The following is a 25234-nucleotide window of genomic DNA, read 5'->3' on the forward strand; positions in this document are numbered from 1 at the left end:
TTTTTTATTTAAGATGATATTAAATGTTTCATTTTTTTTCTGAGCTTAAAATTTATCATTGCTAGTATTATGTTTATACCTATTAATATTATTAAAGGATTGATCCATATCCATAGATATTTATGGCCCATTTGCATATAGTTTAGTAGTTCTCCAAGACTGGGATATAGATTTTTATCTTGTTTTTGTAAAAAGCTTACTACTTCAAAAGTAGTAAGACTTCTTCCCATTTGTAATGGGATGATAGATGATATTGATGAGAATACTTCTGGAAAAATATGATATAATATTATTCTAATTTTGCTTGCTCCCATAGCTTCACTGGCTTTAACATAATCTAAATTTTTTATTATTAATGTATTGTTTCTTGCAATAAAAGCAAATCTAATCCATCCATGAATCAGTGCCAATAGTGTTGCTGTTTGAAGCATATTGTAAGTTTTTTGTTTTAAAAAGTAATAAAAAACCAAAGACACAATGTAAAAAAAGGGTAATGTTTGCAATGTTTCGATTGGTTTTGAAATTAGCATGCAAATTTCAAAACTAAACATGCCAATTATTGTTCCAATAAAGATTCCAATTATTGCAGAAATTGTTGCGTAGCTTAGTGAAAGTAGAATAGAGTTTCTGGTTGCAATTATTAGTCTTGCCATAATATCTCTTCCCATTTTGTCAGTTCCTAGTGGGTTGTCTTTTGTGGGTGGCATAGGTACATTTTTAATAGATTTTAAATAAATCTTATTTGGATCTTTTTTATAGATTGCAATTTTTGAATTTTCATTAACCAGTGACGGAGTAATAATTAAGAATACAATAAATATTTTAAAGAGTACAATATAAATTTTTTTTATTATTGTATCTGGTTTCATTAGCTTAGAGCGTCCTTATATGGGTTGATTTTGTAAATCAGTATATCTGTTATTATATTTGGAATAAGCATAATGAAAACTCCAATAAAAATTAAATCTTTAGAAATAGCATAATCGTTGAATTTCAAAGCATTTAAATATAAGGCCCCAACTCCATCAATTTCAAACATTGATTCAATCATTGATGCTCCAAAAAAAGCGGTTGTAAGAATAGGTCTCATGTTCGTGAGCAGCGGTGTTATTGATGGAATTAATGCATGTTTTAAGATTATTTGCAATTTATTTATTCCTCTTGATTTAGCAGCTTTTATGTAAAATTCTGATAAAGTTTTGTCAAGAGATTGTTTAAAAATTACAGAATTAAATATGAAGAATGAAAAAAACCATGCAAATCCACCTATTATTAAATTTTTTGGATTTAAATTAAGGTAATATACTAAAGACAATATTAAAAATACTGTTAAGTTTATTGGCATAGAGTGGAGTAATAGCATTAAATATTCTAAAATATTATTTATTAGGTTGTTTTTTATGTAAATTTTCCAAATTATAATAAGGACTATTGCTGCAATATAAGAGAGCAGGGCTCCTGGAATTGAGACTTTTAAAGTATTGAATATTTTTTGAAAAATTACTTTAGTAGTTGGCTTTCCTTTGCTCAGCAAAGAGTATCGATTATCACCCCACAGAATTCCTTGATTTTTTGTTTTGTATATTATATATGAATTGCCAGCTATATGCTTTAAAAAGCAATCTTTTTCTAATTTTGATTTAGGATTAAGGTTATGTATCAGGGTGTATCTTTCTATACTTTTATATATTCCAATATATTGTAAGTAATTTTTTAGGACATTTGTTTTAACAAAAGGATTATACTGTTGTTCATTTGAAAAAAAATTTACTAATGATATACAAAAAAATGATGCACAAATTAAATTAATTAATAAATATATTGTATTTTTAAAAATAAATATTTTCAATAAAGACTAATCCCTATAGTTGTTGGAAGCAAGTTTGTTGCTTTTAATATTTTTTTTGGTTTGAATAATGCAGCTTGATAAAAAATAATAAATTAAACCTATTGCTATTGATATAAGGTAAAAATTTTGATTCTTAGAAAGGGGTTTTTGTAAGGTTAATATTTGTCCTTGATTATATTGATCTTTATTGTTATTGGTTTTTATTACTGTTGAGTTTTTTGGGTAGTAGCCCAATTTTTTAGCTTCTTTTAGAATTTCTGATTTAGATACTTGTAGGTTAATATATCTTGCTTTTAATTCTTTTTGAATTTCTTTTAGTTTTTCGATGTGATTTTTTATTAATATCAAGTTGTTATCCAATTTTTGATAATTAACAAATCCTCTCTCCCCAAATATGGGGGCTATTATAAAGTAGCTTAGTATCCCTGAGTAAAAAGACATTGCAATTTTTTTATAAATGGTCATATAGCTTGTAATTATATTCTTAATATACTATATTTACAAGTAGTTAAAGTTGGTTAGATAGTAGTTCTATTAGTAGTTTTGGAGAGCAAGTTTGGCATGAAGGAAAGTGTTTTTTTTATCAAGGAAGGTCCCAAGGAAGTTAATTTTGATATTGAAAAGGTATTTTTAAGAGGTGAGTCTGTTGATATTGTTTCTACAACTTCAGATAATCTTAAAACTTTTTTAGATGAAAAGCTGTTAAAACTCGATAATATATTAAAAGAGAGGCATGGCGAGTTGATTAATTGTTTAAAGGACGTTGAGCTTCGTGTTGAGAGAGTTGAAAAAGAAATGCTTGATAATAGTCTTAAGCTTGTTAAAAGAGATTTTATTTCTAATGATTCGAAGGCTTTTGAAAAGAAGTCATCTGAGACAGATGACTTCTTTTCAAAAAAAGAAGATAATTTGCCAAATATTTCTATTGGTCAAGAGGAATTAGACGCGCTTCTTGAGGGTATCAATTATGCCCCAAAAGAAAATGAAGAAGTTCAGCAGGATGTTAAATTTAATAGAGATAAAGATTTAAGCTTGACTAGTGGTTTTCATGTGGCTGATAATTTGTCTAATAATATCTTTAAAAAAGAAGATATTGATGTTGGCAGTGATAATGTGTCCACAGGAAATATGACGTTAAATAATAATAACGATCACAGTGAAAAATTGGAAAGTTTTGTAGATAATAAACAACGTTTAGATTTGATTAATGAGAATGAAAAAAGCATTGAGCATGAGAATGGTGGCAACTGTGCGATTCTTGAGAGCTCTGGCGAACGTTTTGAGCTAAAAGAATTTGATGACTTTGAAAATATTTTAAAAGAGGACCTAGATTCTAAGGTTGCCGAGGATTCTTTTTCTAATGATGAAGAGAAAAATTTGTATGATAATTTAAGAGATGAGGCAGATCAAGGTCAAAGCAATGATTTTGCGAATTATGAGAAGTCCAACTCTCAAAACATAACTAAGGATTCTTCTAATTTTAATTTTAATGATGTTGAAAAGGTTGTGAGCAAATTTAATGCGCAAGAATCTTTAAGCAATGTTGTGTTAAGTAGCGATGAAAAAGCGATATTAATAAATTTTATTGATAGAGTAGAAAGTGAGCTTGAGTTAAATCCTAATAGAAATATTTTTAAAATTAAACAAGAGTATGAAGTTTTAAAAAAAGTTAAATTTTTACTTACTAAGGGTTAAAAATCCATTCATTTAAATTCTATTTTTTATAAAAATTCTTAAATTAATTTTTGATAGCTTGACGTTTTTGTTTTAACCCATTGAGCTTAATTTAAAAGATATTATCAGTAAAGTCAAACAACATCTTATCTTTTGATAAAATGTTGTTTTTGTCAAGGTTACATTTTGATTATATTTATTTTTATATATAGCAAGATTAATCTGTATTATTGTGATGTTCGTGATGATCTTCTTGATCATCATTGCTAGAAATATTATCTTTTTCTAATATTTTTTTTTCTAAGTCGAATACATCAAAAAAAGTCCATTTGCTAGTCATGTAGTAATAATCATCTTTATCTTTTTTGATTAATATGTCTTTGTCATTTTCTTCGTTTTTATTAAAATAAACTTCAATATTATTGACACTTTTGTTGCTCCATTTGACCTCAATCTTGTATTGAAGATTATAATCATCTATTTTAGATTTATCAATTTCAAGTCCATCGGCTTTAAATTCAGCAATAATATTTAAAGGTCTTTCCTTTATCATTTTTTGGTTATTTAAAAAATAAAGGCCATCTTTAGTGGTAATTTCATAGTTATTGTTTATATTATTTTCATTTTCTTTGTTTAATTTTCTTATTATTTTGAATGATAAATTTTCTAATTTTGTATTTTTTTCTTGAAATAATGTAGTATCTGAAAATGTATTGTAAGAATTTCCTTTATATGATAAGAAAATGTTTTTTGTTAAGTAAACATTTTCGTTACTACCTTTAATGTATGCCAGTCTTGAATCGCCTTCTCCTGATTTTCCAACAAAAATTTCTGTTAACAGTTTGTTATTATTGTCAAATAATTTAAAACTTGGGTTTTCTCCAATCCCCAGTTCTTTGTGTTTTTTTTGATCCCTACTTACAAGTTTGTTTTTTTGAAGCTCATCTAATGCTTTAATTAGAGAGTTAACTTTTTTATTGTCAACAGGAATATTTTGTTTATTATATGTTAGTATCCAATCTATGCCAAGTTTTGTTAGTGTTCCTTCGAGTTCTGTTTCAATTTTAGAAATTGAATTAAAGTCAAAATCAAAAAATTTTTCTTCCAGGATCCTTGCTACTTTATTTTCATTTGAAAAAATTATTCCCAATAAGAATGTAGATGTTAACACTACTATTATCAATATTTTTATTTTTTCTTTATTGATTGAGAATATTTTTGGTTTTATCATAAACACTCCTTTGTTCTTATTAATTTGCTTTTCTTTTTCTGGTAAATCTAATAAGTCCAAATATTAATATTATTGTTGGAAGAATAATTAAGTTAACAATTATTAATGAAAACTTTGCATTGATCATTTCGTTTGAAGAGCTTGCAAATTTTAATTTAGCTCGTACTTCTCTGGATTTAATATTAAAAAATTCTTCCTTTTGCATTAAATAATCTGAAATTCTTCCTGATAGTTCAAAGTTTGATGGAGAACCATTGTACATATAATCACTAAATATCATGCTTGATCCTGTTAGGATTATTTTAGAATTTTTGGAATATTGATCTTTATAAGGACTTTTAATTTTTCCTTCAATTGCATATCCTAGTATTTTAATTTTATTCTCTTCAAATTTATTTGGAATTTCAAATGCATTCAAAGATATGTTTGAAAGATTAGGTTCTTTAACTTGCCATGATTGTTTGGAGCTTGCAAATAGAGGTAAAAATTTCACTTCGGCTTCGTCTTTTTTTATAAGTTCTAGTGAGCTGCTCCAAGGAATTGTGGCAGTATAAAAATTTTTAAGTAATGGCATGTCTTTTTTTACAATATTGCTTTTGTCTATTAAAATCCATGGATAGTAAGTTTGGAAATTGCCACCCAAAAAGATTGTGGGCGCTCTTTTATCAAGAATAATATTATCGTTGTATTTTATACCATAACTTTCAAATAGATCAAATAGGCTGGATTTAATAGGAGTTATGCCGTATGGATTTTGAGGATTGTAGTCAATTGAGCTTGTTGCAACAAATATTTTTCCATCATTAACAATAAAATTGTCAATTTTTTTTACAATCTCGTCATCAATTTCTTTAGCACCAATAATGAATAATCCATTTATATCTTTTCTAATGTCTTCTAATTTTTCAGTTTTTAAATCTATTTCTTTTATTTCAATTCCAAATGCTTTTTTCATTATTTCGGAAAAGTTTTTGTGTGCTTCTTTTAAAGTACTGTCTCCAAAAGCAAGTCCTAAAACTTTTTTTGTATTGTTTATTAGCTTGTCAAGTCCATTTGCAAGATCATATTCTAAATTGCTAATTTCTGTTACAACCGGTATTACTTCTCTTTTGCCCTCGTAAATAATTTCAATTCCTGAGTATATTTTAAGTATTGAGAGCTGATTAATGTCTCTTAAGTCGATTTGCTGAGAAGGAATGCCAATATGTTCTAATGGCGTTGAAATTTTATCAGCATCAAGTTCTTTATAAATTACCTTGCCCTTTGAAGCATCAGAAAAACTTATTAAAAAATTTTTTATTTGGCTTGGAAAAGCAAAATAGTTTTCAAGGCTTCCTGAATTGTAATATGTTATATATATTGTTTCATTTGCACTTGAGAATAAATTTTTTGTAACTTTAGATATTGTAAAAGCTTTGTGTTTTGTAAAGTCTATTTTGAAAATGAAAATAGATATATTACAGAAAATCAAAAAGATTATTGTAAGGTTCAGTGTTAGGTTTAAAACTTCATTTTCTTTATTTTTCATAAATTTATCTCCATTTTTTTAGTGTTATGCTGTGTGTGCTTAGTATTAGAAATGTGATTGTGAATGTAATAAAATAAATAAAGTCTGATAAGTTTAATATGCCCATATTAAAATAGCTAAAGTGATTAGTTATTGAAACAAAATTGAGCATTTCTCCTATTATATTTTCTTTTCCAAAGATCATAACCAATTTTCCAGAAAATAGTATTAATATCAGTGTAAATACGGTTAGAATGTAAGAGACTATTTGACTTTTTGTAATAGATGATATAAATGTTCCCATGCTTAGCACTGAAAGAGAGTAAAGAATTATTCCTAGATATTGAAGCAATATTATTCCAAGATCAAATTCACCCATGAAAATTGTCATTATTGTAAGAGGTAGGGTAAGTGAGAATAATATTAAGGTAAATATTTTAAGCGTAATAAATTTACCCAAAACTATCTCTTGAGGGCTTAGCGGTAGAGCATAAAGAAGTTCAATGCTTCCTGTTTTGTGTTCTTCTGAAAATACCCCCATGCTAAGTGCTGGCAGCACCAACATTAAAATAATAGGCATTGAAGAGAAATAAGAGGTAAGAGATGCATTGTCTTTAATAAAAAATCCTGATAAAAAAATAAATGAAAAGTTTATGAATATTAAAAAAAATAGCATCACAACGTATGCAGTTGGAGTTCCAAATAATATTTTTAGTTCTTTTTTAGAAAGCGATAAAGATTGCTTTAAATCTATTTCTATTTTCATTTTTCTTTCTCCTTGGTTAATTTGCTAAATATCTTTTCAAGGCTTTCATGTTTTGGGATCATTGCTTTTAAGATTATATTATTTTTTACTATGTAACTAAAGAGGTCTTCTTCTGTTTTTCCTTGAGATAATTTTAATGAAATATTTAAGTCTTTTTCTTGTTCTTCAAGCTTTATTAATGTAAAAATATCATTTTTGCTATTGAAAATTTTTTTTTCATTTTCAGATTTTTTAAAAACTATTAATTCTATTTCAATCTCTTTAAGTTTATTTTTAATAATATTTTCTTTTGTGTCATCAGCAACAATTACTCCGTTGTTGACAATAATTATTCTTTTGCAAATAGATTCTACTTCGCTTAGTATGTGTGAAGAGAATAATATTGTACTTTCTTTTGCAAGCTCTCTTAAAAATTCTTTAAATTCAATTATTTGATTTGGATCAAGACCATTTGTTGGCTCATCAAGTATTATAAGCTTAGGGTTGTTTATTAAAGCGCCAGCTATTCCTACTCTTTGTCTAAATCCTTTTGAGAGTTGAGAAATCAGCTTATCTTCAACTTCTTTTAATTTGAATATGCTTATTACTCTGTCAATTTCTTTTTTTAATTTTTTAACGCCTTTTATTTCTGATATGAACTTTAAATATTCTTTAACAGAAAGCTCTGGATAAAGAGCTAGTTTTTCAGGAACATATCCTATGTGTTGTAGTATTTCTTTTGAGTGCTCTACAATGTCTTTCCCAAAAATTTTCACATTACCTTTGCTTGGATAATGAAATGATGTTAAGATTTTGATTAATGTGGACTTTCCGGCTCCGTTTGGGCCAAGTATGCCAAGTACTTCGCCTTCTTCAACCTTAAAGCTAACATTAAATAGTGCTGTAAATGGCCCATACATTTTAGTAACTTTTTCTACATTTATCATATACCCTCCTATTTAATAATAAAGTTATTTTTATTTGCTTCAAGTCTCATCCCATCTCTTGTTAAAAAAATTTCTCCGTTTGGATATTCCAATTTTGCCTCCTTTAGTAAGTTTTCAAGATCTTTTCTTAATGTATATCTTTCGCTAAAATGAATAAGTCCTGTTTGTAAAACTTTTGCTTGCTTGACAATATTTGCAGCTCCACCAGCTGTTAGGTGAAGTTTTTTATCTGCTTCCTTTTTTAGCTCATTTTTAAATGTGCTCTCAATTATTACAAGATTAAAATTTTTGATTTGCTGTATGAGTTCTTTAAAATAACCAGTATCTGTAAGGTATGCAACTTTTAGTCCTTTTTTAGATTTTCCAAGTATTTCTGAGGGCTTTATAATTTTTCCGTTTACCAATATTTCTTTTCCATCTTGTAGGGCTTTTCTAATAGGCCCTTTAGGAATATTTAATTCTTCTGCTTTTTCTGTATTGAATTTGCCGGGTTTATCTTTTTCTATGAATAAATATCCAACACATTCTATTGAATGTTTTAGTTTGGTGTATTCAATTTTTTTTGTTTTATCTTCATATATTATTTTGTCGGTTTTATCTATGATTATTTCTTTATAAATTATTTCATAGTTTTTATATATTTTAAGCATATTTATATTGGCTTTTGTATAGTTTTTTATTCCAACAGGCCCAGCAATTATTAATGGGTCTTTTCTTGTTTCTCCACTTTGTGACATGAGCATCACTATTCCGAGTAGTCCTGTGATGTGATCAGCATGCAAATGCGTAATACAAATTATTTTTATTTTTTGCCAAGATATTTTTTGTTTTCTTAAAGACATTTGAGTTCCTTCTCCACAATCGAATAAAAAATTATCTCCATTGTATTCGATTAGTATGGACGACAAATATCTATTATGGAGTGGTCTTGTTCCTCCAGTTCCTATAATATTAATATTAAATCCCAAAGATTATTCTCCTGGTTTGTTTTGAAAGTATTAATTAATTTTAATTGGTTTGTTAAATTTTGCCTCACTTTCTAGTTTCTCTTTGGATAAGAATTATTTTAGATTAACTTAAACATTATATTATTTTTTCTTGAATTTAGAAATATTAAGAGATAGAATCTCTCCTCAGCATAGATTTGAAAATTTTGATTTTAAGAATGATCCAAAATATTATGGTATTTTTCATATCTTTTAATATTATAATGATTTGGAATTTTGTCAATTTTTTCAATATTATTAATTAATAAATTAGATAGGTATGGTGCCATTGATATACCTCTTGTTCCAAAACCATTTAATATGAAGATATTTTTATACTTGGGGTGTTCTCCTAAGAAAGGCTCTCTGTCAAGGGTTGAAGGTCTTATGTGGGCTTTTTGACTAATAACTTTGCATTTTAGATTTGTTATTTTTTTAAATTTTTCCAATAATTCTAATTTTGCCCATTCATTTGTAAGCGTATTCCAAGTGTTCCATTCGTAAGTGCCTCCAAGGTAAAATTTATTACCTTTTAAGTGAATTAAAGATACATGTCTATTGTAAACTTCTTTAAAATTTAATTTGTTGCATTCTAATATAATGATTTCGCCTTTTGCAGGTTCAAATGGGAGATAAGAAAAAAATCCTTTGAGTTTTTCTTTATATCCTTTTGCAAATATTAATTTTTCAAATTTGAAATCTTCTATTTTGAAAAAACTTTCTCCAAGTTTAATTTGATTTTCATCTATATTTTTGTTTATATATGATTTTTTTTTGATTAAATATTTTTTAATATTTTTTATATAGATTTTTGTATTAATCCTGGCGCCTTTTATTATCATTCCGCCATTAGAGTCGTTTGAGAAATTATAAATTTTCCCATCTTGTATTTTTAAAATAAAGTTTGTCATGTTTTTATCATTTTTAAGTTTATCAATCAGTTCATTTTTTTGATTTTCAGTAGTAAAGGGTCTAAAGATATTTTTTTCTATAAAAAAGTTGGATTTAATGGTTTTTTCAATTTCTTGATAGTAATTTTTTGCAAATTCAAAAATATGTGGTTCTTTCCAGGCAATGTTCATTTTTCTACCCATAATAGGATTAATAAGTCCGCCTGCTACTATTGTTGCTTTTGCATCTTCATCGTCAAAAAGAATTACTTTTTTATTTCTTTTAAGCAGTTCATAAGTAGCAGTGCTTCCTGCTATTCCTCCCCCAATAACTGCAAATTCATGATACATTATAAACTCCTTTTTAAATTTAACTTATTTGTAAAATTTAAAGTATTTTTTGACTTTGATGAAGTTTAATTAAAGATTTATTAGTCTTTTTCTTTTCAGAAATTAAGTGTAATTGTTTAAATTTTATGCTTTTTTATCATTTAAAAACCTTTTATTTTAAATTATAATATATCATTATGTTTTTATATAAGGGATGTTTTATGACCGGAAAAGAAGATAATGATGCTTGTGTTTTTCATGATAAATCATTGAAATTGGTTTTAAAGAGTAGATCAATAGTTATTGCTGGCGAGATTACCAAGGATGTTTCTAGACTTTTCCAGGAAAAAATATTATTGCTAGAGGCTTTAGATTTTAAAAAGCCCATATTTGTGTACATTGATTCAGAAGGAGGCGATATTGATGCTGGATTTGCTATTTTTAATATGATTCGTTTTGTTAAGCCTAAAGTTTTTACAGTTGGAGTGGGGCTTGTAGCTAGTGCTGCTGCTTTAATTTTTTTGGCTGCAAAATTAGAAAATAGATTTTCATTGCCTTTTGCAAGGTATTTATTGCACCAACCTTTGAGTGGATTTAAGGGAGTTGCTACAGATATTGAGATTTATACTAATGAGTTAAATAAAGTTAAAAAAGAGCTTAATAATATTATTTCAAAAGAAACAGGTCAAAAAATTTCTAAAATAGAAAAGGATACTGATAGAGATTTTTGGTTAGACAGTGGCGCTGCAAAAAAGTATGGACTTGTATTTGAAGTTGTTGAGACAAAATGCCAACTTGAAGAGTTTATTTCTTCTTAGTGTTTTATTTTTTTCTTGCAATTTTGTGGGTACAGATTTTAGTGTTTTGGAGCTTAAGGTTGCAAATTTTAATTTAAATGATAACTCTTTTCAAGGCTTACTAAATTCTGCTTATAATATTTTAAATCAAAGTTTTGATTTAATAATTATTAAAAACCTTGAGAATAAAAATGTGCTTGATTTAATCAATAATAGAGTTTTATTTGGATCTTTTAAGAATGCTTATTTTATTGATCAAGGGAATGGGCTTTCTGTTAGTATTCTTTCTAAGCGCCAAATAAATATTAAGGTTTTAAGTGTAATGCAAGGCTTTTGTGATTTAAAATTAGGATTGCTTGTGGATTTTAAATTTAAGAGTAACCACTATGGTATTGTTATTTATAATTTAAGCAAAGATTTTATTAAAAATCCTGTTAGTTTGCAAATTAATGAGCAAATTTTATATTTAAAAGCCCAAATAGATAAATTAATGTTTATTTTGGATAGATCTGAATTTGTTATTTTTGATTTATTGATCAAAAATGGATTTTTTAGTTTAGTAAATGATTCAAACAGCATTTCAATGTTAGCAAATAAAATTGATTTTAGAGTTTTTTCTAATTTTTTTGCTAAGGTTTCTTTATATTCATTTATGTTTGTAATTGCAGATTATTTGCATAGCAATTATGCTATTGAGAATTTTCCTCAAAAAATAGTTATCAATTGAGTTTTTATATTTATTTTCTTATTTAACTTGACATTGCAATATATTATTATTTATCATATTATTCTATGCCGAAGTGGTGGAATTGGTAGACACACAGGACTTAAAATCCTGAGGAGGAAGCTCCGTACCGGTTCAAGTCCGGTCTTCGGTATTTTTAAATTTTTTATTGATATTTCTCAGCTAATTTTTTGTTTATAAAGATTCCCAGTATAAATGATATTCCTAAAGATGTAAAAGTTGTAAAGCTGATTTTAAAGTTCAATTTCAATACAATTAATATCATTTGTAGAATTGATCCAAAAATTAAGCCTTTTGATAAATGAATAAAATTATTTAAGTTATTATCTATTATTCTCTTTATTATTAATATTGCTGTAATTATTCCTATTGTTACAGCTGTTGCAAATATTGCAATAAGGGTAATGTTAAATTCAGATATAATAAGTATTATTTCTTTATAAAAGCCAAGTAGCAAAAGCATTGCAGATCCCGAGATTCCCGGCAAGATCATCGATGCTCCGCTTATTGTTCCGGAAGATATCAATAATAAGTAATATTTTATTGAGTTTTTGTCTTTAGGTATTGTACTTTGCAATTGTATATTAGATTCTTTGATTATTAAGAAGAATATAATAATACTCATGCCAATAAAAAACAATAAATTATTTAATATTTTTGTATTACTATTTATTTCTTTTATAGATATTTCTGTTTTTAGTGTTAGTATATTTCCAAATGCTAATCCTATGAAAAATGTTATTAGCAGTGCTTCTATTATTCCATTGTCAAAAGCATAAACTTTAAATATTTTTGCAGTTAATAATATTGAGGTTAGCATTCCTGTTGCCAAAATAGTTAAAAACATTAAATTTTTTTTAATTTCTGTGAGCTTTAAGATTTCCGAGATAGAGTCTATTATTTTGTAATAAATTTTTAATATTAAAGCCAGCGTTCCCCCAGAAACTCCTGGAATTATGTTTGCAATTCCAAGTAAGATTCCTTTGACATAAATATTAAGCATTTTTATTTTAGGCTTTTAATATTTTTAATTTAAATGTCTTATCTATCATCGCCTTCGCCGTTTATTGTTCCATTTTCATGTCGTTTTTGTATTTTTTTTAGGTTTGTAAGGGCAACATCTTCAAGCGTAATGCCCAAATTATTGCTTAAACTTGACAAGTACCATAATACGTCCCCAAGCTCTTTTTTAATTGACGTTAAATACTCATCATCAATAATGTAATTTTTGTCTCTTCCCAATTTTTTTATTTTTTCAACAACTTCTCCAGTTTCACCAGCAAGGCCAAGTGTTGTTAAAATTAATTCTTCTTTTTTATTTTTGTATTTAGCAGTTTTTTTTGCTTTTTCTTGGTATTCGTTTAGCTCCATGTTGAGAAAAAGTTTATTACAGTTTATTATTATTTGCAAGTCTAAACAGGATTTAATTTTTTATGTTTTTTATTATTTTTGATTAATTAAGCTTAAAAGAATTTGCAGTATGAATGAGTAAAATTTTTTTGTTATTTAAAGTAGGTTTCTTTTTTTTTAAAATAATTTGTGTTTTTTCTTATCCAGAAATAAAAAATTTTTCAAGAAAAGATCCTATTTTTGCTGATCTTAAAATTAAAGTTTTAAAATATAACAAAAAACAGCATATTCCTTTATTTTTTTATTTGTATAAAGTTAAAAAAGGAGATACTTTTTTTAAAATTGCCAATAAAATAAATGGATGGCAGTCTGGCATTGCTACTGTTAATTTATTAGATTCTCCTGTTGTGAGTGTTGGACAAGAGATTCTTATTCCTAGCAAAAAAGGAGTTTTTGTTTTTGATAGTAAAGATTATAGGTTTAATAATTTACTTTTAGCAACAAGAGATCTTACTAAAGCTGAAAAGGTAAAAATTAAAAGGAATGAGAGAGTTTATGAATTTTATTTTTTTGATTTTGTCAAGAATCCAGATTTTGGACTTTTTTCAGGCACGGAGTTACTTTTTTTCTTAAATTCCAACTTTATTTTTCCTTTGAAAAAATTTATTGTTAGTTCTGATTTTGGATTTAGAAATGATCCTTTCACTGGCAATAAAAGTTTTCATACGGGAATAGATCTTGCAGCTCCAATGAATACAGAAGTGTATTCTTCTTCTTCTGGAATAGTCATTGAAGTTGGATACAATGATCTTTATGGTAATTTTGTTGTAGTTGGTCATAAAAATAATATTAAATCTCTTTATGGGCATTTAAATTCATATTCTGTAAGGATAGGGGATTTTGTTAAATCGGGTGAATTTCTTGGAAGAGTGGGGCAAACGGGGCGTTCAACAGGGCCCCATTTACACTTTGAAATATTAAAAAAAAATATTCCCATTAACCCCTTAAAGTTTTTAAAGTAAGGCTAGTTGCAAGCCAGCTAAATATATGATATTATCAAATTGTATTTATTATTAATAAATAATGGTGTATAATTATTTGTTTGATAAAAATATTTTTACACTTTTGCATCAAGATTTTAAAAGAAAGTGTTTCATTTTAATATAATTATTGACATTAAAAAATTTTTTGGTTTCAAAACTATACATTTAATTTAAAGCAATGTTATTTTTTTGTATTGATTATAATTTAATAATTTGAAATAAATCTTATTGATCAATGTGATATTCGATTATTTTATTGTGTAAAGTTTTTCTTCCTATTTTTAGTATTTCGGCGCACTTGCTCTTGTTGTTTTTAGAATGAAAAAGCGTTTGTTTTATTATTTCTTTTTCAGCTTCTTTTAGACTAATTCCTATTGGTAATGTTATTTTAAATATAAGATTTTCATTATTTTTGATTTTTACTGGCAAATCTTCTTTAGTGATTTGTTTGCCTTTTGATAATATTAATGCGCTTTCAAGTACATTTTTTAATTCTCTAATATTTCCTGGCCAATCGTAATAATATAGAGCTTTCATTGCATCTTTAGAAAGAGTTTTTTCTTCTCTATTGTTTTCTTTTGCAACATCTTTTATTAGTATGTTTGTTAAATAGGATATATCATCTTTCCTCTCTCTTAAAGGGGGTATGTTTATATTAATAATATTTAATCTATAAAATAAATCTTCTCTAAATTTTTCCTTTTTAATTTCTTCTTCAATGTTTTTGTTTGTTGCAGCCAGAAGCCTGATATCAACTTTAATTGTAGTTTCTCCTCCAACACGTTCAAAGGTTTTGTTTTGTAGCACTCTTAAAAGTTTAACTTGAATTTCAGGCGAAATTTCTGCTATCTCATCAAGGAAAATTGTGCCTTTGTTTGCAAGTTCAAATCTGCCTTTTTTTTGGGAAATTGCTCCAGTGAATGCTCCTTTTTCATGGCCGAAAAGTTCGCTTTCAAGGATGCTTTCAGAAAGTGCGGCGCAATTTACTTTTATAAATGGTTTGTCATTTCTATTTGAAAGATCAAAAATAGCATCTGCTATTATTTCTTTACCAACACCGCTTTCGCCCGTTATAAGAATAGATGCATTTGATTTTGCTATTTTTATTACAAGTTCAAAAATTTTTTGCATTAATAGTGATTTTCCCATGATTTTTTCATAGTATTTTAGGTCTTTTCTTATTAGAATATTTTCTAAATTGGCATTTTCATTATCGTTATTTTCTTTTTTATTTAACGATCTTTTTATTATTAGCAAAAGCCTTTCAAGATCTAAGGGTTTTGTTAAAAAATCGTAAGCACCTTCTCTCATGGCATCTACGGCAGAATCAACTGTTCCGTGGGCAGTTAGAATAATAAAAGGTATTCCTAAGTTTTTTTCTTTAACTATTTTGAGCAATTTTTCTCCAGATATCTGAGGCATTCTCAGGTCAGATATTATTACATCAAGATTTTCATTTTCAATTGTTTCAAGAGCTTCTTCTCCATCACTAGCAGTGAAAACAAAATATCCTTCATCCTCAAGATAAGTAGCAATTCCTTCTCTAATATTCTTTTCATCATCAGCTACAAGTATTTTGCTCATTTTCAATACCCTTCAATTAAAATATTTTTTTTATTTAGTTTAGGAAGTGTAATTGTAAAAATAGCGCCATTGCCTTCTTTGCTTTCCACAAAAATTTCACCTCCAAGCTCTTTTATTATTTTATAAGAAATAGTAAGGCCTATTCCACTTCCTTTTTCTTTTGTGCTGAATTGAGGTTTAAATATTTCCTCTTTTACTTCATCTTTTATTCCATTTCCATTATCTTTTATGTTTATATGTATTTTATTGTCTTTTTCAAAAAGAAAAATTTCTATTTTTTTTATTTCTTTTTTTGTTTCAAGGAGTGCTTCTTCTGCATTTTTAACTATGTTTATAATAACTTGTTTTAACAGTTTCTCATCAATGAGAATGTTGCTTATTTTGTTTAAATTAAGCAATAGTTTTATGTTTTTGTTTTCTAATCCAGGATTTAACAATTCACATACACTGCTTATTACTTGTTTAATATCTTTTTCTTGTAAGTTGATTTTTATTGGCCTTACGGTTAATAAAAATTCTGTTACTATTTTATCTACTCTGTTTATTTCTTCTTTTATTACTTTAAAATAATTTTCAGCTTTGCTATTTTTTATTTTTTCTTTTTCAATTTCTTTTTTTAGCAGTTGTAAATTTATATCGATTGCTCCAAGTGGGTTTTTGATTTCATGGGCAATATTTCTTGCATGTCTTGTAAAAGAGGCTAAAGCCTCAACTCTTCTAAACAGCTCCTCTTTCTTTTTTTTCTCTTTAATGTCTTCGATTAAGATAATGTTGCCTTCAAGTTTTTTTTCTTTTACATAAGGCATAAATGAAATTTTAATATATATGCTGTTTGAGATTGGAACTTCTAATCCTATTATTTTATCTTCTGTTCTAACTAGTTCTTTTATTAAATTTATTAAGATTGGAATTTGAATATCATCAAGAATTTCTATTTTTGATTTAGATGTTAAAGTTAAAATTTGGTATAAAATCTTGTTTGAGTAGATTATATTGTTTTGTTTGTCAAGCACAATGATTCCTTCATTAATTGATGCAAATATTCCGTCATATATTTCTATTTTTTTGTAAATTTGTTCAATAAATTTAGTTTTTTGCTCATTAGATAATTTGTTGAGTTTTGTTAAAGCTTTTTTAAAAAAATTATTCATATCTCCTCATAATTTAGCATCAAGTTTTCTATTATTAATTTTTTATTTTGATTATAAGGGCGATATTTGTAAATATTTTTCAAATGTTGTGTATATTTGAGATATTGATTTATGTTTATCTTGTTTTCTAAAAAATCTTTTCTAATGTTAATTGTAAGTTCGTTTAAAAATAGTTTAAAGCTTTGATCATCTTTTATAAATTCGCTTTCTTCAAGATTAAATATGGATTTTTTTTCTTTTATTATATTTAGAATTTTTATCAATTCTTTTTTTATTTTTTTGCTTTCTTCTTTGTAAAATGAGGCGAAATACTCTTCAATTGTTATATCTTTATTTATTAGAAAGCTTTCCTTGAATCTTTGAATTTCTAGGCTTCTTTCTGGTTTTGAAAAATTGTAGACTCTAAGTCTTGAAAGTATTGTTTTTGGTATTTTGTTTTTATTTCTTGCTGTTAAGATAAAGTAAATATTTGAAGGGGGCTCTTCTAGTATTTTTAAAAGTGAATTGTGCACGTTGAATGATAAATTTTCGATTTCGTTTATGTATATTACCTTTGATTTTTCTTTTTCAGAAAAAATCCAAGTTTGAATTTTTTTTACATCATGAACAGTAATAGTATGATTTATTTCTTTGTTTATATTTTCTATATTTTTTATAAGCTCATTTTTTATGTTTTCATTGTATTTTTTTTCATAATAAACAGAATTAATATAGTTGATATTTTTCTCTATTTTTTTCAAATTTTTTTCATTACTGAAATAACATTTGGTAAAAATTACAGTTTTAATGTATTCTAAGTATTTATTTGATATTTGGTGTGAATTTGTAGAAAGATGTGCTTTTGCTTCTACTGTATCGATATTTGAGAAAATGAGCAAATTGGGATTTGTTAAGTTTTTTCCGTTTAATATTTTTTTTGCAATCTCAATGGCGCTGACTTTTTTTGATGAAAATTTTTCTCCTAGTAAAAGAATTGCATTTGGCAATATTTTTTGATCATATGCGTTTATTATGTCTTTGGCAATTTTTGGAAGCATTGTCATTTTTGGTTCCTTATTTTGTTTTTGAAATTTTAAAGAGATAGTTTATTCCAGGATTTAAATAATCAAGTAATTTGCTTTCTTTTAGGAAATATTCAGGTTTAAATATTTGTTGTGAGTGTATTATGTAAACCACGATTGCAATTATTCCAAAAGCTTCAAGTAGGCCAAGTACTAAGCCTAGTATTCTATTAAAGAATAATAATTTAAGTTGACTTATTATTGATTCTATTAATGATTGTAGGATTAAAAATCCTATATGTATGAGCAGAAAAAATACAAGTAGTGCTTGAATGTAGGATAGTTCAACAATAGGTTCAATCAGTCTTCTAAATTCGTCAGTTTTTTTGTAAAGCAGTAGTATCAAAACAAAAACTTCAGCAAATCCACTAATTTCTTTAATGAATCCTCTTAAAAATCCTCTAAATCCTAAAGATGTAAAAATTATTATTATTAGTATGTCTACTATTCCGGTTATTTTTACAGGATCGTTTGTTATCATTTAGATTTTGTCTCCTTAATATCTTTTATTAGTAATTTGGCTATTAAAGTTGAAGAATGCTTATTGTTGAATTTTTTGATATTTTCTTTGAGAGAGTTAATTTTTTCTCTATCTTTTAAAGTTTTTTTTATAATTTTTAAAATATTTGTATTTAAAATTTCATCTTCATCTATATAAATGCAAGCATTTTGATTTTCTAGTAGTTTTGCATTTTTGATTTGATCTCCTCTAGAGCCTTTTTTAAATGGAATCAAAATTATACATGTGCTAGCATTTGCAAATTCTTTTATTGCTCCAGCTCCAGCTCTGCTTATTATTATATTGGAAAAGTTAACTATGCTTGCCATTTCTTCTGCGTTAAAAAATTGTCTTCTCAGGTAATTGTCTTCTCTTAGGTCATTTAAGTTTTTCCCTGATTGATGGATGAAGTAGATTCCAATGTCCTTTTTAATACAGAGTGCAAGGTTGTTTAAAGCATTAGCTCCAAGAGATCCTCCAAGTATGCTAACAATTGGCTTGTTAGTGTTTTGTGTCAATTGTTCAATGATTTTGGGGTTTGGAGTTAAAAATTCTTTTCTTATGGGAGATCCTGTGTATACAATGTTTTTGTGGTTTTTGAAGTATTTTTCGCTTTCTTTAAAGCTTATGTGTATTTTATTTGCGAATTTAGAGTTAATTTTTGTTGCAAGTCCAGGGTCTAGATCCATTTCATGGGTTATTCTTTTTATTTTTAGCAAGCTAGATGCAATAATTGTAGGAGTTGAAACAAATCCCCCAGTTGCATAGATAATCTGAGGTTTATATTTTTGTAAAATGTAGAAGCTTTTTATTATTCCAAGTATTACTTTGAAAAAGTCAGTAAAGTTTTGAAAAGAAAAATAGCGTCTAAGTTTTCCGCAGGGAACCGAAATAAACTTAATATTATTTTGTTCTTTTATTAATTTTTCTTCTATAGAATTTTTTTTGCCTATCCAAAAAAATTCAATTTCATTGTCAAATTCTTTTAATGTCTGTATTATGGATATTCCTGGAAATACGTGCCCTCCAGTTCCTCCTCCTGTAAAAAATATTATTTTTTTATTTGACATATGTTTTTTACTCATAAAAATAACAAAGCACTATCTTTGTAATAGATTTTTTGTACATTTTATTTTAGCAATATATTTTAATTCAAATATTTTCTTTGTACTAAAATAGATTCATTCTTTAAAATTGAATTTAATGAAATTTAAATTCAAAATGTATTTTTTAAAAAATTTTCAATCTGAACCCCTTCTTTTTTTAAAGCATTTTCTTTAATTGAATCTTTTATTATTAAGTGAATGGCTTTTGTTGTTTTTTCTAGGGCTTTTTCTATTTCGAATTTTTCCAAGTATCCTATAAGCAAGCTGGTAAATAAGTCTCCTGTTCCACTGAAATTTTTTTCTAATTTTTCTAAAAAAAACTCTGAGTATTCTTTGTTTTCAGGATTGTAACAAATGTTTCCTAAAAGATCTCCTTTTTTGACGCTTGTAACAACTACTATTCCTTTTGTATCAAGATTTAATATTGCTTTTATGATATCATCTTTGTTGTTAAGTTGTGAGCTTTTGCTTAGCATTTCAAGCTCTGTGATATTGGGCGTTATTATGTTTGCATGTTTTATGATTTTTCTAAATCCACTAATTATTTTATTATCAAATATAGGGTAAATTCTTCCATCATCAGCAAATACAGGGTCAATTACAATTTTTTCAAATTTTATTAATTTAATTATTTTTTCTATTGTTATTTGTTGTTTTTCGCTTCCCAGAAACCCGGTATAGAGTATGTCAAAGTGTTCATTTTGTTCTTTCCACATATTGATAAATTTTTCTAAATGATCGGTTAAATCTACTATTTCAAATTTTTTATAAGCTGTGGAAGCAGAAAGGACGGCTGTCACAAAAGGACAAACTTGCATATTAAATGAAGATATTATTGGTATGCATATTGTAAGAGATGTTCTTCCCATGCTTGAAATATCATGCATTGCTAAAATTCTTTTCATTATTTTTCCCCTTATACTGGTTTTTATAATTTTCTATTCTTGAATTTGCATCGATTTCGATTGGACTTTCTCCATATTTTAAATACATATTAAATCCAAGTCCTGCAATCATTGCTCCATTATCTGTGCAAAGGTCAAGAGGAGGGTAGTATGTTTGTATTTTAAGTTTATTTATTTTTTCTCTTAAATATAGATTGCTTGCAACACCACCTGCTATTACCAATTTGTTGATTTGAGTATCTTTTATAGCTCTTTTTAGCGGGGTGATCAGATTTTCAAAGGCAGCTTTTTGGAAGCTTGCAGCTATATTGTTTTTTGTTGTTGGATTATCTTTGCTTTTGAATTTTTCGAGTTGGTGTATGCAGGCTGTTTTTAGTCCAGAGTATGAAAAATCATACCAGTTTTCTTTTTTTTTAAAGATGGTAACTGGAAATTGAAATGTGTTTTCATCTCCATTTTTAGATATTTGTTCGATGTTTGGACCTCCCGGAAACCCCATATCATAATGTTTTGCTACTTTGTCAAAAGCCTCTCCGCAAGAATCATCTAGAGTTCTTCCAAGTATTTCAACATCATCGAAATTTTTTTGCTTAGCAATTAATGTATGTCCACCGCTTAATAATAATGATATAAATGGATATTCTATTTTTGAGTGCATTAAAGGAGCGTAAAGATGGCCTAAGATGTGATCAATGCAAATAATAGGTTTTTTTAATGAAATTGCTAAACCTTTGGCAAAATTTAATCCAACTATTAAAGATCCAATAAGTCCAGGTCTAGATGTTACAGCTATTAAATCAATTTCAGATATTTTAGTATTTGCTTTTTTGAGTGCTTTTATACAAACAGACATAATAGCTTCAGTATGAAGTCTTGAGGCAATCTCAGGGACTATGCCATAATATTTTTTGTGTTCTTTTTGATTTAATTTTATATTGCTTAAAATATGAATTCCATTTTCTACTACAGCTACGCAACAGTCGTCACAAGAGGTTTCTATTCCAAGTACTTTCATCTGATTGTTTCCTCGTAAAGATTTAATAAGTTGTCGAATTCGAATTCCTGGTTCAAATCAGGCCCTTCTTTTTTAAGGACTTTTAGCGTATTTTTAGACCAAATGTGACCGATTACTTTCACCATTCCGTTTTTTCTGGCAATATTTTTTGCTTTTTCAAGTTCCTTGATTACGGACTCTTCTGTGTCTTTGCTATCAAGAAATACGTCTCTTTTTTCTACTTTAACCCCAATTTCTTTGCCTATTATTTCTGGTACGCTTCCTGCAATAGTTACGCTGTCGAAAAAATATCTGTCAATCTTTTTAAGCTTTTCTAAAATTATTTTCATCAAATCTTTGTTTGAAGTGATTAAACTTCCCATATGGTTATTCATTATTTTTACATCAGGATACTTTTCAAAAGCTTTTTCGATTTTTTTGTATATGTCTTCTTTTTTATCTTTTATGTTTATATGAAATTTTTCTATTGAATTTCTATGTTTTGATTGCATTGGGAAATGTATTATTACTGATTTGTTAGCATTTTTTAGTTTTTTGTATAAATTCATTGATTTTGGTAAAAATGGAATAATGGCATAATTTATTTTAAGATTAAGTTTTATAAATTGTTCTAGCATAAATTCATCATAACCCACGTCGTCGATGATTAAGTAAAACTTAGGCTTGCTTTTATCTTTTTTATCTGTTTTGTTGTTTTTTATTATCAAGCTTTCTTTTTGTATTTTTTTAAACTTATTTTTAAGTGGGACATTTGCAACTTTTGAATTGTTGTTAAAATATAAAAAACTTGCAAATGTTTGAGTTATTGTAATAATAGAAATTATAATAAAAACTATAATAATAAACTTATTTTTTTTAATATAAAATATAAACATTCATGACCACTGACTTAAAAGTAGACCAGAACATGTCATGAATGTCAATGTTAATTTATCTCTTCTTTTAGTTTTTTAAGAACTCTTTTTTCAATCTGTCTTACAGTTTCTGATGATATTCCAAGTTCTGTTGAAATATCTTTTAAGGTGCTTTTTTTAGGGCTATTGTCTAGGTTGTATCTTTTTTTGATTATGTATCTTTCCTTTTCATTTAATTTTGTTTCAAGTATATAATTCAAATGTTTTAGAGTTGAATCTTGTTCAAGGGTAATTTCAGGGTTAAAAGAATTATCCTCGTATAGATTCAAGAGCGTTGAATTTTCAGATCCCTCTATTTCTTTGTCCAGAGAATATTCTTTTTCAAGATAAGGAATAATTTTTATATATTGGGCAGGAGATAGATTAAATCTTTTCATTATTTCTTCTTTTTTGGGCGATTTTTCTTCTTCTGTTAGATATTTATTTATTTGTAGTATTAGATTTTCTTTTCTGTATGGGACTTTCACCAATCTGGTTTTAGTGTTTAATGCTCTTTGTAGTGATTGTTTGATCCAGAATGATGCATAAGTTGAAAATTTGGTATTTTTATTTGGGTCATATTTTTCAGCAGCTCTTATTAATCCCAAGTTGCCTTCTTGAATTAAATCTTCAATTTTTAGTCCTTTGCCCGCATATCTTTTTATTATTTTTAAAACAAGTCGCAAATTTGCATTTATCATCTTATTTTTTGCTTTTGCATTGCCTCTTTGTATTTGTCCTGCAAGTTTAATTTCTTCTTCGTGAGTAATTAGTTTGTGTTCTCTTACCGATTTTAAATATATGTTTAAATCCTCATTACTAAATATATTCATAGTATTATATTTTCTCCCCTTTTTTGAATATTGTGATTAAGTTTTGCTACTTAGCTTTCATGCAAAAATTGTGCCAATTTAGTTTAAAACCATTTTTAAATTAAATTGGATGGATATAATTTTGAGGTTGGGGGGTGTTTTTTGAATTATTTACTTTTTTTGTAATTGATTGTAAATTAAATTGGCAAGTCCAAAGCTTTGAGCTTGTGCTATTTGTTTTGCCCTTTGTTCGCAAAGCATGTCTTCAAAAATTTCTTCTACTTGGCCTCCGTTTAGCAAATTTTGATCTTTGTTAAGAGTTTTTTTCATGCTTTCAAGCATTTGCTTGATAAACATAGCCTCAAATTCTAAAGAAGCTTTTCGAAGTTCTTCGTTTTTTTGAAAGGATTTTTTTAGTTTTACAGGATTTTTAAAATTATTTATTTGATTTTTAAATTTTAGATTTTGTGAATTAATTTTAGTTTCCATCAACTTCCTCCAAGATAAGTTCTCCATTTAATTTATTGATTTTTTGTGCAGCTTGAATTATTTGAATTAATTCTTTATTGCTAAGATTTTTATTATTTTTTAATATAAATTCATTTAAATTCATTGAGTTTATTTGAATTGTTGTTTTGTTATTTTTACTTAAAATGTTTTGATTGTCTTTTTCAATGGAAAATGTAAACGTTCCTATTTTTGCATTTTCACTTGCTAGAATAATACCATTTTTTTTGTCTATTAATATTTTAGGGTTGGTTTCTATTATAATATTTTCAATTTCTTCTAATAGGCTTATATTTTTTGCTTCTATTTCTATTGTGCTATCTGATTTAATTTTGTTGTTGATTTTTTTAGAGGTTAATATTTTATGAATTCTATTTATTAATGTATAATTTCCTTTTTTAAGAATTATATTATAACTGTAGTTAATATTTTGAGTTTCATTTATTATTACACTATCTAGAGTATATCCAGAACCTTTTAATTTATTGTTGGTCTTTATAATTCCTGATGCAATTGCTATTATTTCTCCCTCATTATTTTTAAGGTTTGTTTTTAAAAGTATTCCATTTGTTAAATCTTTTGAGTCTAATATTGATGCAATGCAAGCTTTATGTTTTGAACCTTTGATTGTACTGCCTTTTACTTGGAGGCTGACATTTACTAGTGCAATATTTTTACTTTCTATATTATTAGGGCCTATTTCATTTATTATATTGTTTTCTTCTAAAATTTTAATTATAAGGTCTTTTTGTTTTATAGAGTCTCCTTTTCCAGTAAGACCTGCTACTATTCCAATGCCCGTTAAAAAATTTGTATTTGTAGGATAAATATCTGCAATTTCTCTTAATTTTGTGCTTTCAGACAGGCTATTGTTAAGTGATTTCTCTGTTTTCAATCCTGTTGAATCTGTTTTTGTTTGGGCTAGTAGACTTGTTGCAAATGCAGCTAACATCAACATTAGTTTGTTCATTTTTTACCCCATTTATTTTATTTCTTTAATATCTATTATTTTATATCAATTATTGTAATTAATAGAATTTTTTTATTAAATTACCAATTAATCCTTGCTTTGTTAAATATTATCTGCATTAAGGCGGATTGAAATTAATAATTTTCAGATTGAGCAAGATAAAATAAGGCATTATTCTTTTTGTACTTTATTTAATCTTATCTCTTCATTTTTGATTGTGTTGTGTATAACTTTATATTTACTATTGTTTAATTCATTTAGACTTAAAACATCATTTATTCTAGTTGTGTTAATTTTGTATTTAAAGTATATGTTGTGCTCATTAAGGATTTCATTTTTTTTTAGATTTTCTTTTGCAAATACAATTGGCTCGATTATATCAATGTACATATTAATATAATTGTGTCTTTTATAGCTTTCAAAGTTTTTTGCATAATAAACCAGAGTTTTTTGAATTGGAATATTTTTGTATGAATTGTTGTTTTTTATTTTAAATTTTATTTTTTTAAAAAAATTATCTTCTATGTTTATTTCAGATTCATCAAAGTTGAATTGAAGTATATAGATATTCTCATTTGATAAATTTTTTGTGATGTAATAAATCATTTTAAAAATTATTGATTTTTTTGTTAAATGT

Annotated in this window: 27 protein-coding genes and 1 tRNA gene; 5 read left to right on the forward strand and 23 right to left on the reverse strand. The window is 26.5% G+C overall.

The window, feature by feature from the left end; translation table 11 throughout:
• Positions 1-8 precede the first annotated feature (8 nt).
• The 3 genes from HNP67_RS01680 to HNP67_RS01690 are packed head-to-tail and all read right to left on the reverse strand — an operon-like array spanning position 9 to position 2314.
• The gene (locus tag HNP67_RS01680; protein ID WP_184124360.1) at positions 9-869 is read right to left on the reverse strand and encodes an ABC transporter permease subunit; all 861 of its coding nucleotides are present in this window, start codon (positions 867-869) and stop codon (positions 9-11) included.
• Positions 869-1849, reverse strand: a complete 981-nt coding sequence (locus HNP67_RS01685) for an ABC transporter permease subunit (RefSeq protein WP_184124361.1) — start codon at positions 1847-1849, stop codon at positions 869-871. Before HNP67_RS01685 ends, HNP67_RS01680 begins: the two co-directional genes overlap by 1 nt.
• A gap of 6 nt (positions 1850-1855) precedes the next feature.
• Positions 1856-2314, reverse strand: a complete 459-nt coding sequence (locus tag HNP67_RS01690; RefSeq protein WP_184124363.1) for a septum formation initiator family protein — start codon at positions 2312-2314, stop codon at positions 1856-1858.
• A 96-nt stretch (positions 2315-2410) separates the two neighbouring features.
• On the opposite strand from HNP67_RS01690, the gene HNP67_RS01695 reads away from it, so the two are divergent.
• Entirely contained in the window at positions 2411-3544 is a 1134-nt protein-coding gene (locus HNP67_RS01695; RefSeq protein ID WP_184124365.1) for a hypothetical protein, read from the forward strand.
• 196 nt (positions 3545-3740) lie between these two features.
• On the opposite strand, the gene HNP67_RS01700 is transcribed toward HNP67_RS01695, so the two are convergent.
• The 6 genes from HNP67_RS01700 to HNP67_RS01725 all read right to left on the reverse strand — a co-directional run bounded on the left by HNP67_RS01700 (position 3741) and on the right by HNP67_RS01725 (position 10180).
• Positions 3741-4754 carry a DUF4340 domain-containing protein gene (locus HNP67_RS01700; RefSeq protein WP_184124367.1) on the reverse strand — a complete coding sequence of 338 codons (1014 nt, stop codon included), beginning with the start codon at positions 4752-4754 and terminating at the stop codon, positions 3741-3743.
• A 19-nt stretch (positions 4755-4773) separates the two neighbouring features.
• Positions 4774-6282 carry a GldG family protein gene (locus tag HNP67_RS01705; protein ID WP_184124369.1) on the reverse strand — a complete coding sequence of 503 codons (1509 nt, stop codon included), beginning with the start codon at positions 6280-6282 and terminating at the stop codon, positions 4774-4776.
• 4 nt (positions 6283-6286) lie between these two features.
• Entirely contained in the window at positions 6287-7021 is a 735-nt protein-coding gene (locus HNP67_RS01710) for an ABC transporter permease (RefSeq protein ID WP_184124550.1), read from the reverse strand.
• Between the two features lie 2 nt (positions 7022-7023).
• A complete protein-coding gene (locus tag HNP67_RS01715) occupies positions 7024-7953 on the reverse strand; it encodes an ABC transporter ATP-binding protein (protein ID WP_184124371.1) in 930 nt (309 codons plus the stop codon).
• A gap of 8 nt (positions 7954-7961) precedes the next feature.
• Entirely contained in the window at positions 7962-8921 is a 960-nt protein-coding gene (locus HNP67_RS01720) for a ribonuclease Z (protein ID WP_184124373.1), read from the reverse strand.
• A gap of 191 nt (positions 8922-9112) precedes the next feature.
• On the reverse strand, positions 9113-10180 hold the full coding sequence (locus tag HNP67_RS01725; RefSeq protein ID WP_184124375.1) for an NAD(P)/FAD-dependent oxidoreductase: 1068 nt from the start codon (positions 10178-10180) through the stop codon (positions 9113-9115).
• 200 nt (positions 10181-10380) lie between these two features.
• Here HNP67_RS01725 and HNP67_RS01730 point away from each other — a divergent pair, with 200 nt between their 5' ends.
• The 3 genes from HNP67_RS01730 to HNP67_RS01740 all read left to right on the forward strand — a co-directional run bounded on the left by HNP67_RS01730 (position 10381) and on the right by HNP67_RS01740 (position 11834).
• The gene (locus HNP67_RS01730) at positions 10381-10977 is read left to right on the forward strand and encodes an ATP-dependent Clp protease proteolytic subunit (protein WP_184124377.1); all 597 of its coding nucleotides are present in this window, start codon (positions 10381-10383) and stop codon (positions 10975-10977) included.
• A 46-nt stretch (positions 10978-11023) separates the two neighbouring features.
• Complete coding sequence (locus HNP67_RS01735; protein ID WP_184124551.1) at positions 11024-11683, forward strand: hypothetical protein; 660 nt, start codon at positions 11024-11026, stop codon at positions 11681-11683.
• Between the two features lie 67 nt (positions 11684-11750).
• Positions 11751-11834, forward strand: a tRNA-Leu gene (locus tag HNP67_RS01740).
• A 12-nt stretch (positions 11835-11846) separates the two neighbouring features.
• Here HNP67_RS01740 and HNP67_RS01745 read toward each other — a convergent pair.
• Together HNP67_RS01745 and HNP67_RS01750 are read right to left on the reverse strand one after the other, a co-directional pair.
• Entirely contained in the window at positions 11847-12704 is an 858-nt protein-coding gene (locus HNP67_RS01745; protein ID WP_184124379.1) for a DUF368 domain-containing protein, read from the reverse strand.
• Between the two features lie 38 nt (positions 12705-12742).
• Positions 12743-13072: a nucleoside triphosphate pyrophosphohydrolase family protein gene (locus tag HNP67_RS01750; protein WP_184124381.1), complete on the reverse strand. Its 330-nt coding sequence runs from the start codon at positions 13070-13072 to the stop codon at positions 12743-12745.
• 113 nt (positions 13073-13185) lie between these two features.
• Here HNP67_RS01750 and HNP67_RS01755 point away from each other — a divergent pair, with 113 nt between their 5' ends.
• On the forward strand, positions 13186-14073 hold the full coding sequence (locus tag HNP67_RS01755; RefSeq protein WP_184124383.1) for a LysM peptidoglycan-binding domain-containing M23 family metallopeptidase: 888 nt from the start codon (positions 13186-13188) through the stop codon (positions 14071-14073).
• Positions 14074-14319: 246 nt separating this feature from the next.
• Here the strand turns inward: HNP67_RS01755 and HNP67_RS01760 are convergent, their stop codons facing one another.
• From HNP67_RS01760 to HNP67_RS01815, 12 genes are all read right to left on the reverse strand, one after another.
• Complete coding sequence (locus HNP67_RS01760) at positions 14320-15678, reverse strand: sigma-54-dependent transcriptional regulator (protein ID WP_184124385.1); 1359 nt, start codon at positions 15676-15678, stop codon at positions 14320-14322.
• Positions 15679-15680: 2 nt separating this feature from the next.
• Positions 15681-16829 carry a two-component system sensor histidine kinase NtrB gene (locus tag HNP67_RS01765; RefSeq protein WP_184124387.1) on the reverse strand — a complete coding sequence of 383 codons (1149 nt, stop codon included), beginning with the start codon at positions 16827-16829 and terminating at the stop codon, positions 15681-15683.
• A complete protein-coding gene (locus tag HNP67_RS01770; RefSeq protein WP_184124389.1) occupies positions 16826-17872 on the reverse strand; it encodes an NIF family HAD-type phosphatase in 1047 nt (348 codons plus the stop codon). Before HNP67_RS01770 ends, HNP67_RS01765 begins: the two co-directional genes overlap by 4 nt.
• A gap of 10 nt (positions 17873-17882) precedes the next feature.
• Positions 17883-18371 carry a CvpA family protein gene (locus HNP67_RS01775; RefSeq protein ID WP_184124391.1) on the reverse strand — a complete coding sequence of 163 codons (489 nt, stop codon included), beginning with the start codon at positions 18369-18371 and terminating at the stop codon, positions 17883-17885.
• Entirely contained in the window at positions 18368-19459 is a 1092-nt protein-coding gene (murG, locus tag HNP67_RS01780) for an undecaprenyldiphospho-muramoylpentapeptide beta-N-acetylglucosaminyltransferase (RefSeq protein WP_184124393.1), read from the reverse strand. Before murG ends, HNP67_RS01775 begins: the two co-directional genes overlap by 4 nt.
• A gap of 146 nt (positions 19460-19605) precedes the next feature.
• Positions 19606-20400: a PfkB family carbohydrate kinase gene (locus tag HNP67_RS01785; protein WP_184124395.1), complete on the reverse strand. Its 795-nt coding sequence runs from the start codon at positions 20398-20400 to the stop codon at positions 19606-19608.
• Positions 20375-21415, reverse strand: a complete 1041-nt coding sequence (tsaD, locus tag HNP67_RS01790; RefSeq protein ID WP_184124397.1) for a tRNA (adenosine(37)-N6)-threonylcarbamoyltransferase complex transferase subunit TsaD — start codon at positions 21413-21415, stop codon at positions 20375-20377. Before tsaD ends, HNP67_RS01785 begins: the two co-directional genes overlap by 26 nt.
• Positions 21412-22290: a divergent polysaccharide deacetylase family protein gene (locus tag HNP67_RS01795; RefSeq protein ID WP_184124399.1), complete on the reverse strand. Its 879-nt coding sequence runs from the start codon at positions 22288-22290 to the stop codon at positions 21412-21414. Before HNP67_RS01795 ends, tsaD begins: the two co-directional genes overlap by 4 nt.
• A gap of 50 nt (positions 22291-22340) precedes the next feature.
• Entirely contained in the window at positions 22341-23141 is an 801-nt protein-coding gene (rpoS, locus tag HNP67_RS01800; protein ID WP_002557358.1) for an RNA polymerase sigma factor RpoS, read from the reverse strand.
• A gap of 150 nt (positions 23142-23291) precedes the next feature.
• The gene (locus HNP67_RS01805) at positions 23292-23609 is read right to left on the reverse strand and encodes a rod-binding protein (protein ID WP_184124401.1); all 318 of its coding nucleotides are present in this window, start codon (positions 23607-23609) and stop codon (positions 23292-23294) included.
• The gene (locus tag HNP67_RS01810; protein WP_184124403.1) at positions 23599-24597 is read right to left on the reverse strand and encodes a flagellar basal body P-ring protein FlgI; all 999 of its coding nucleotides are present in this window, start codon (positions 24595-24597) and stop codon (positions 23599-23601) included. Before HNP67_RS01810 ends, HNP67_RS01805 begins: the two co-directional genes overlap by 11 nt.
• A 171-nt stretch (positions 24598-24768) precedes the next feature.
• Entirely contained in the window at positions 24769-25203 is a 435-nt protein-coding gene (locus HNP67_RS01815) for a hypothetical protein (protein WP_184124406.1), read from the reverse strand.
• Positions 25204-25234 lie beyond the last annotated feature (31 nt).

The sequence above is a fragment of the Borreliella californiensis genome (assembly GCF_014205885.1).
In the GTDB taxonomy this organism is placed as follows: domain Bacteria; phylum Spirochaetota; class Spirochaetia; order Borreliales; family Borreliaceae; genus Borreliella; species Borreliella californiensis.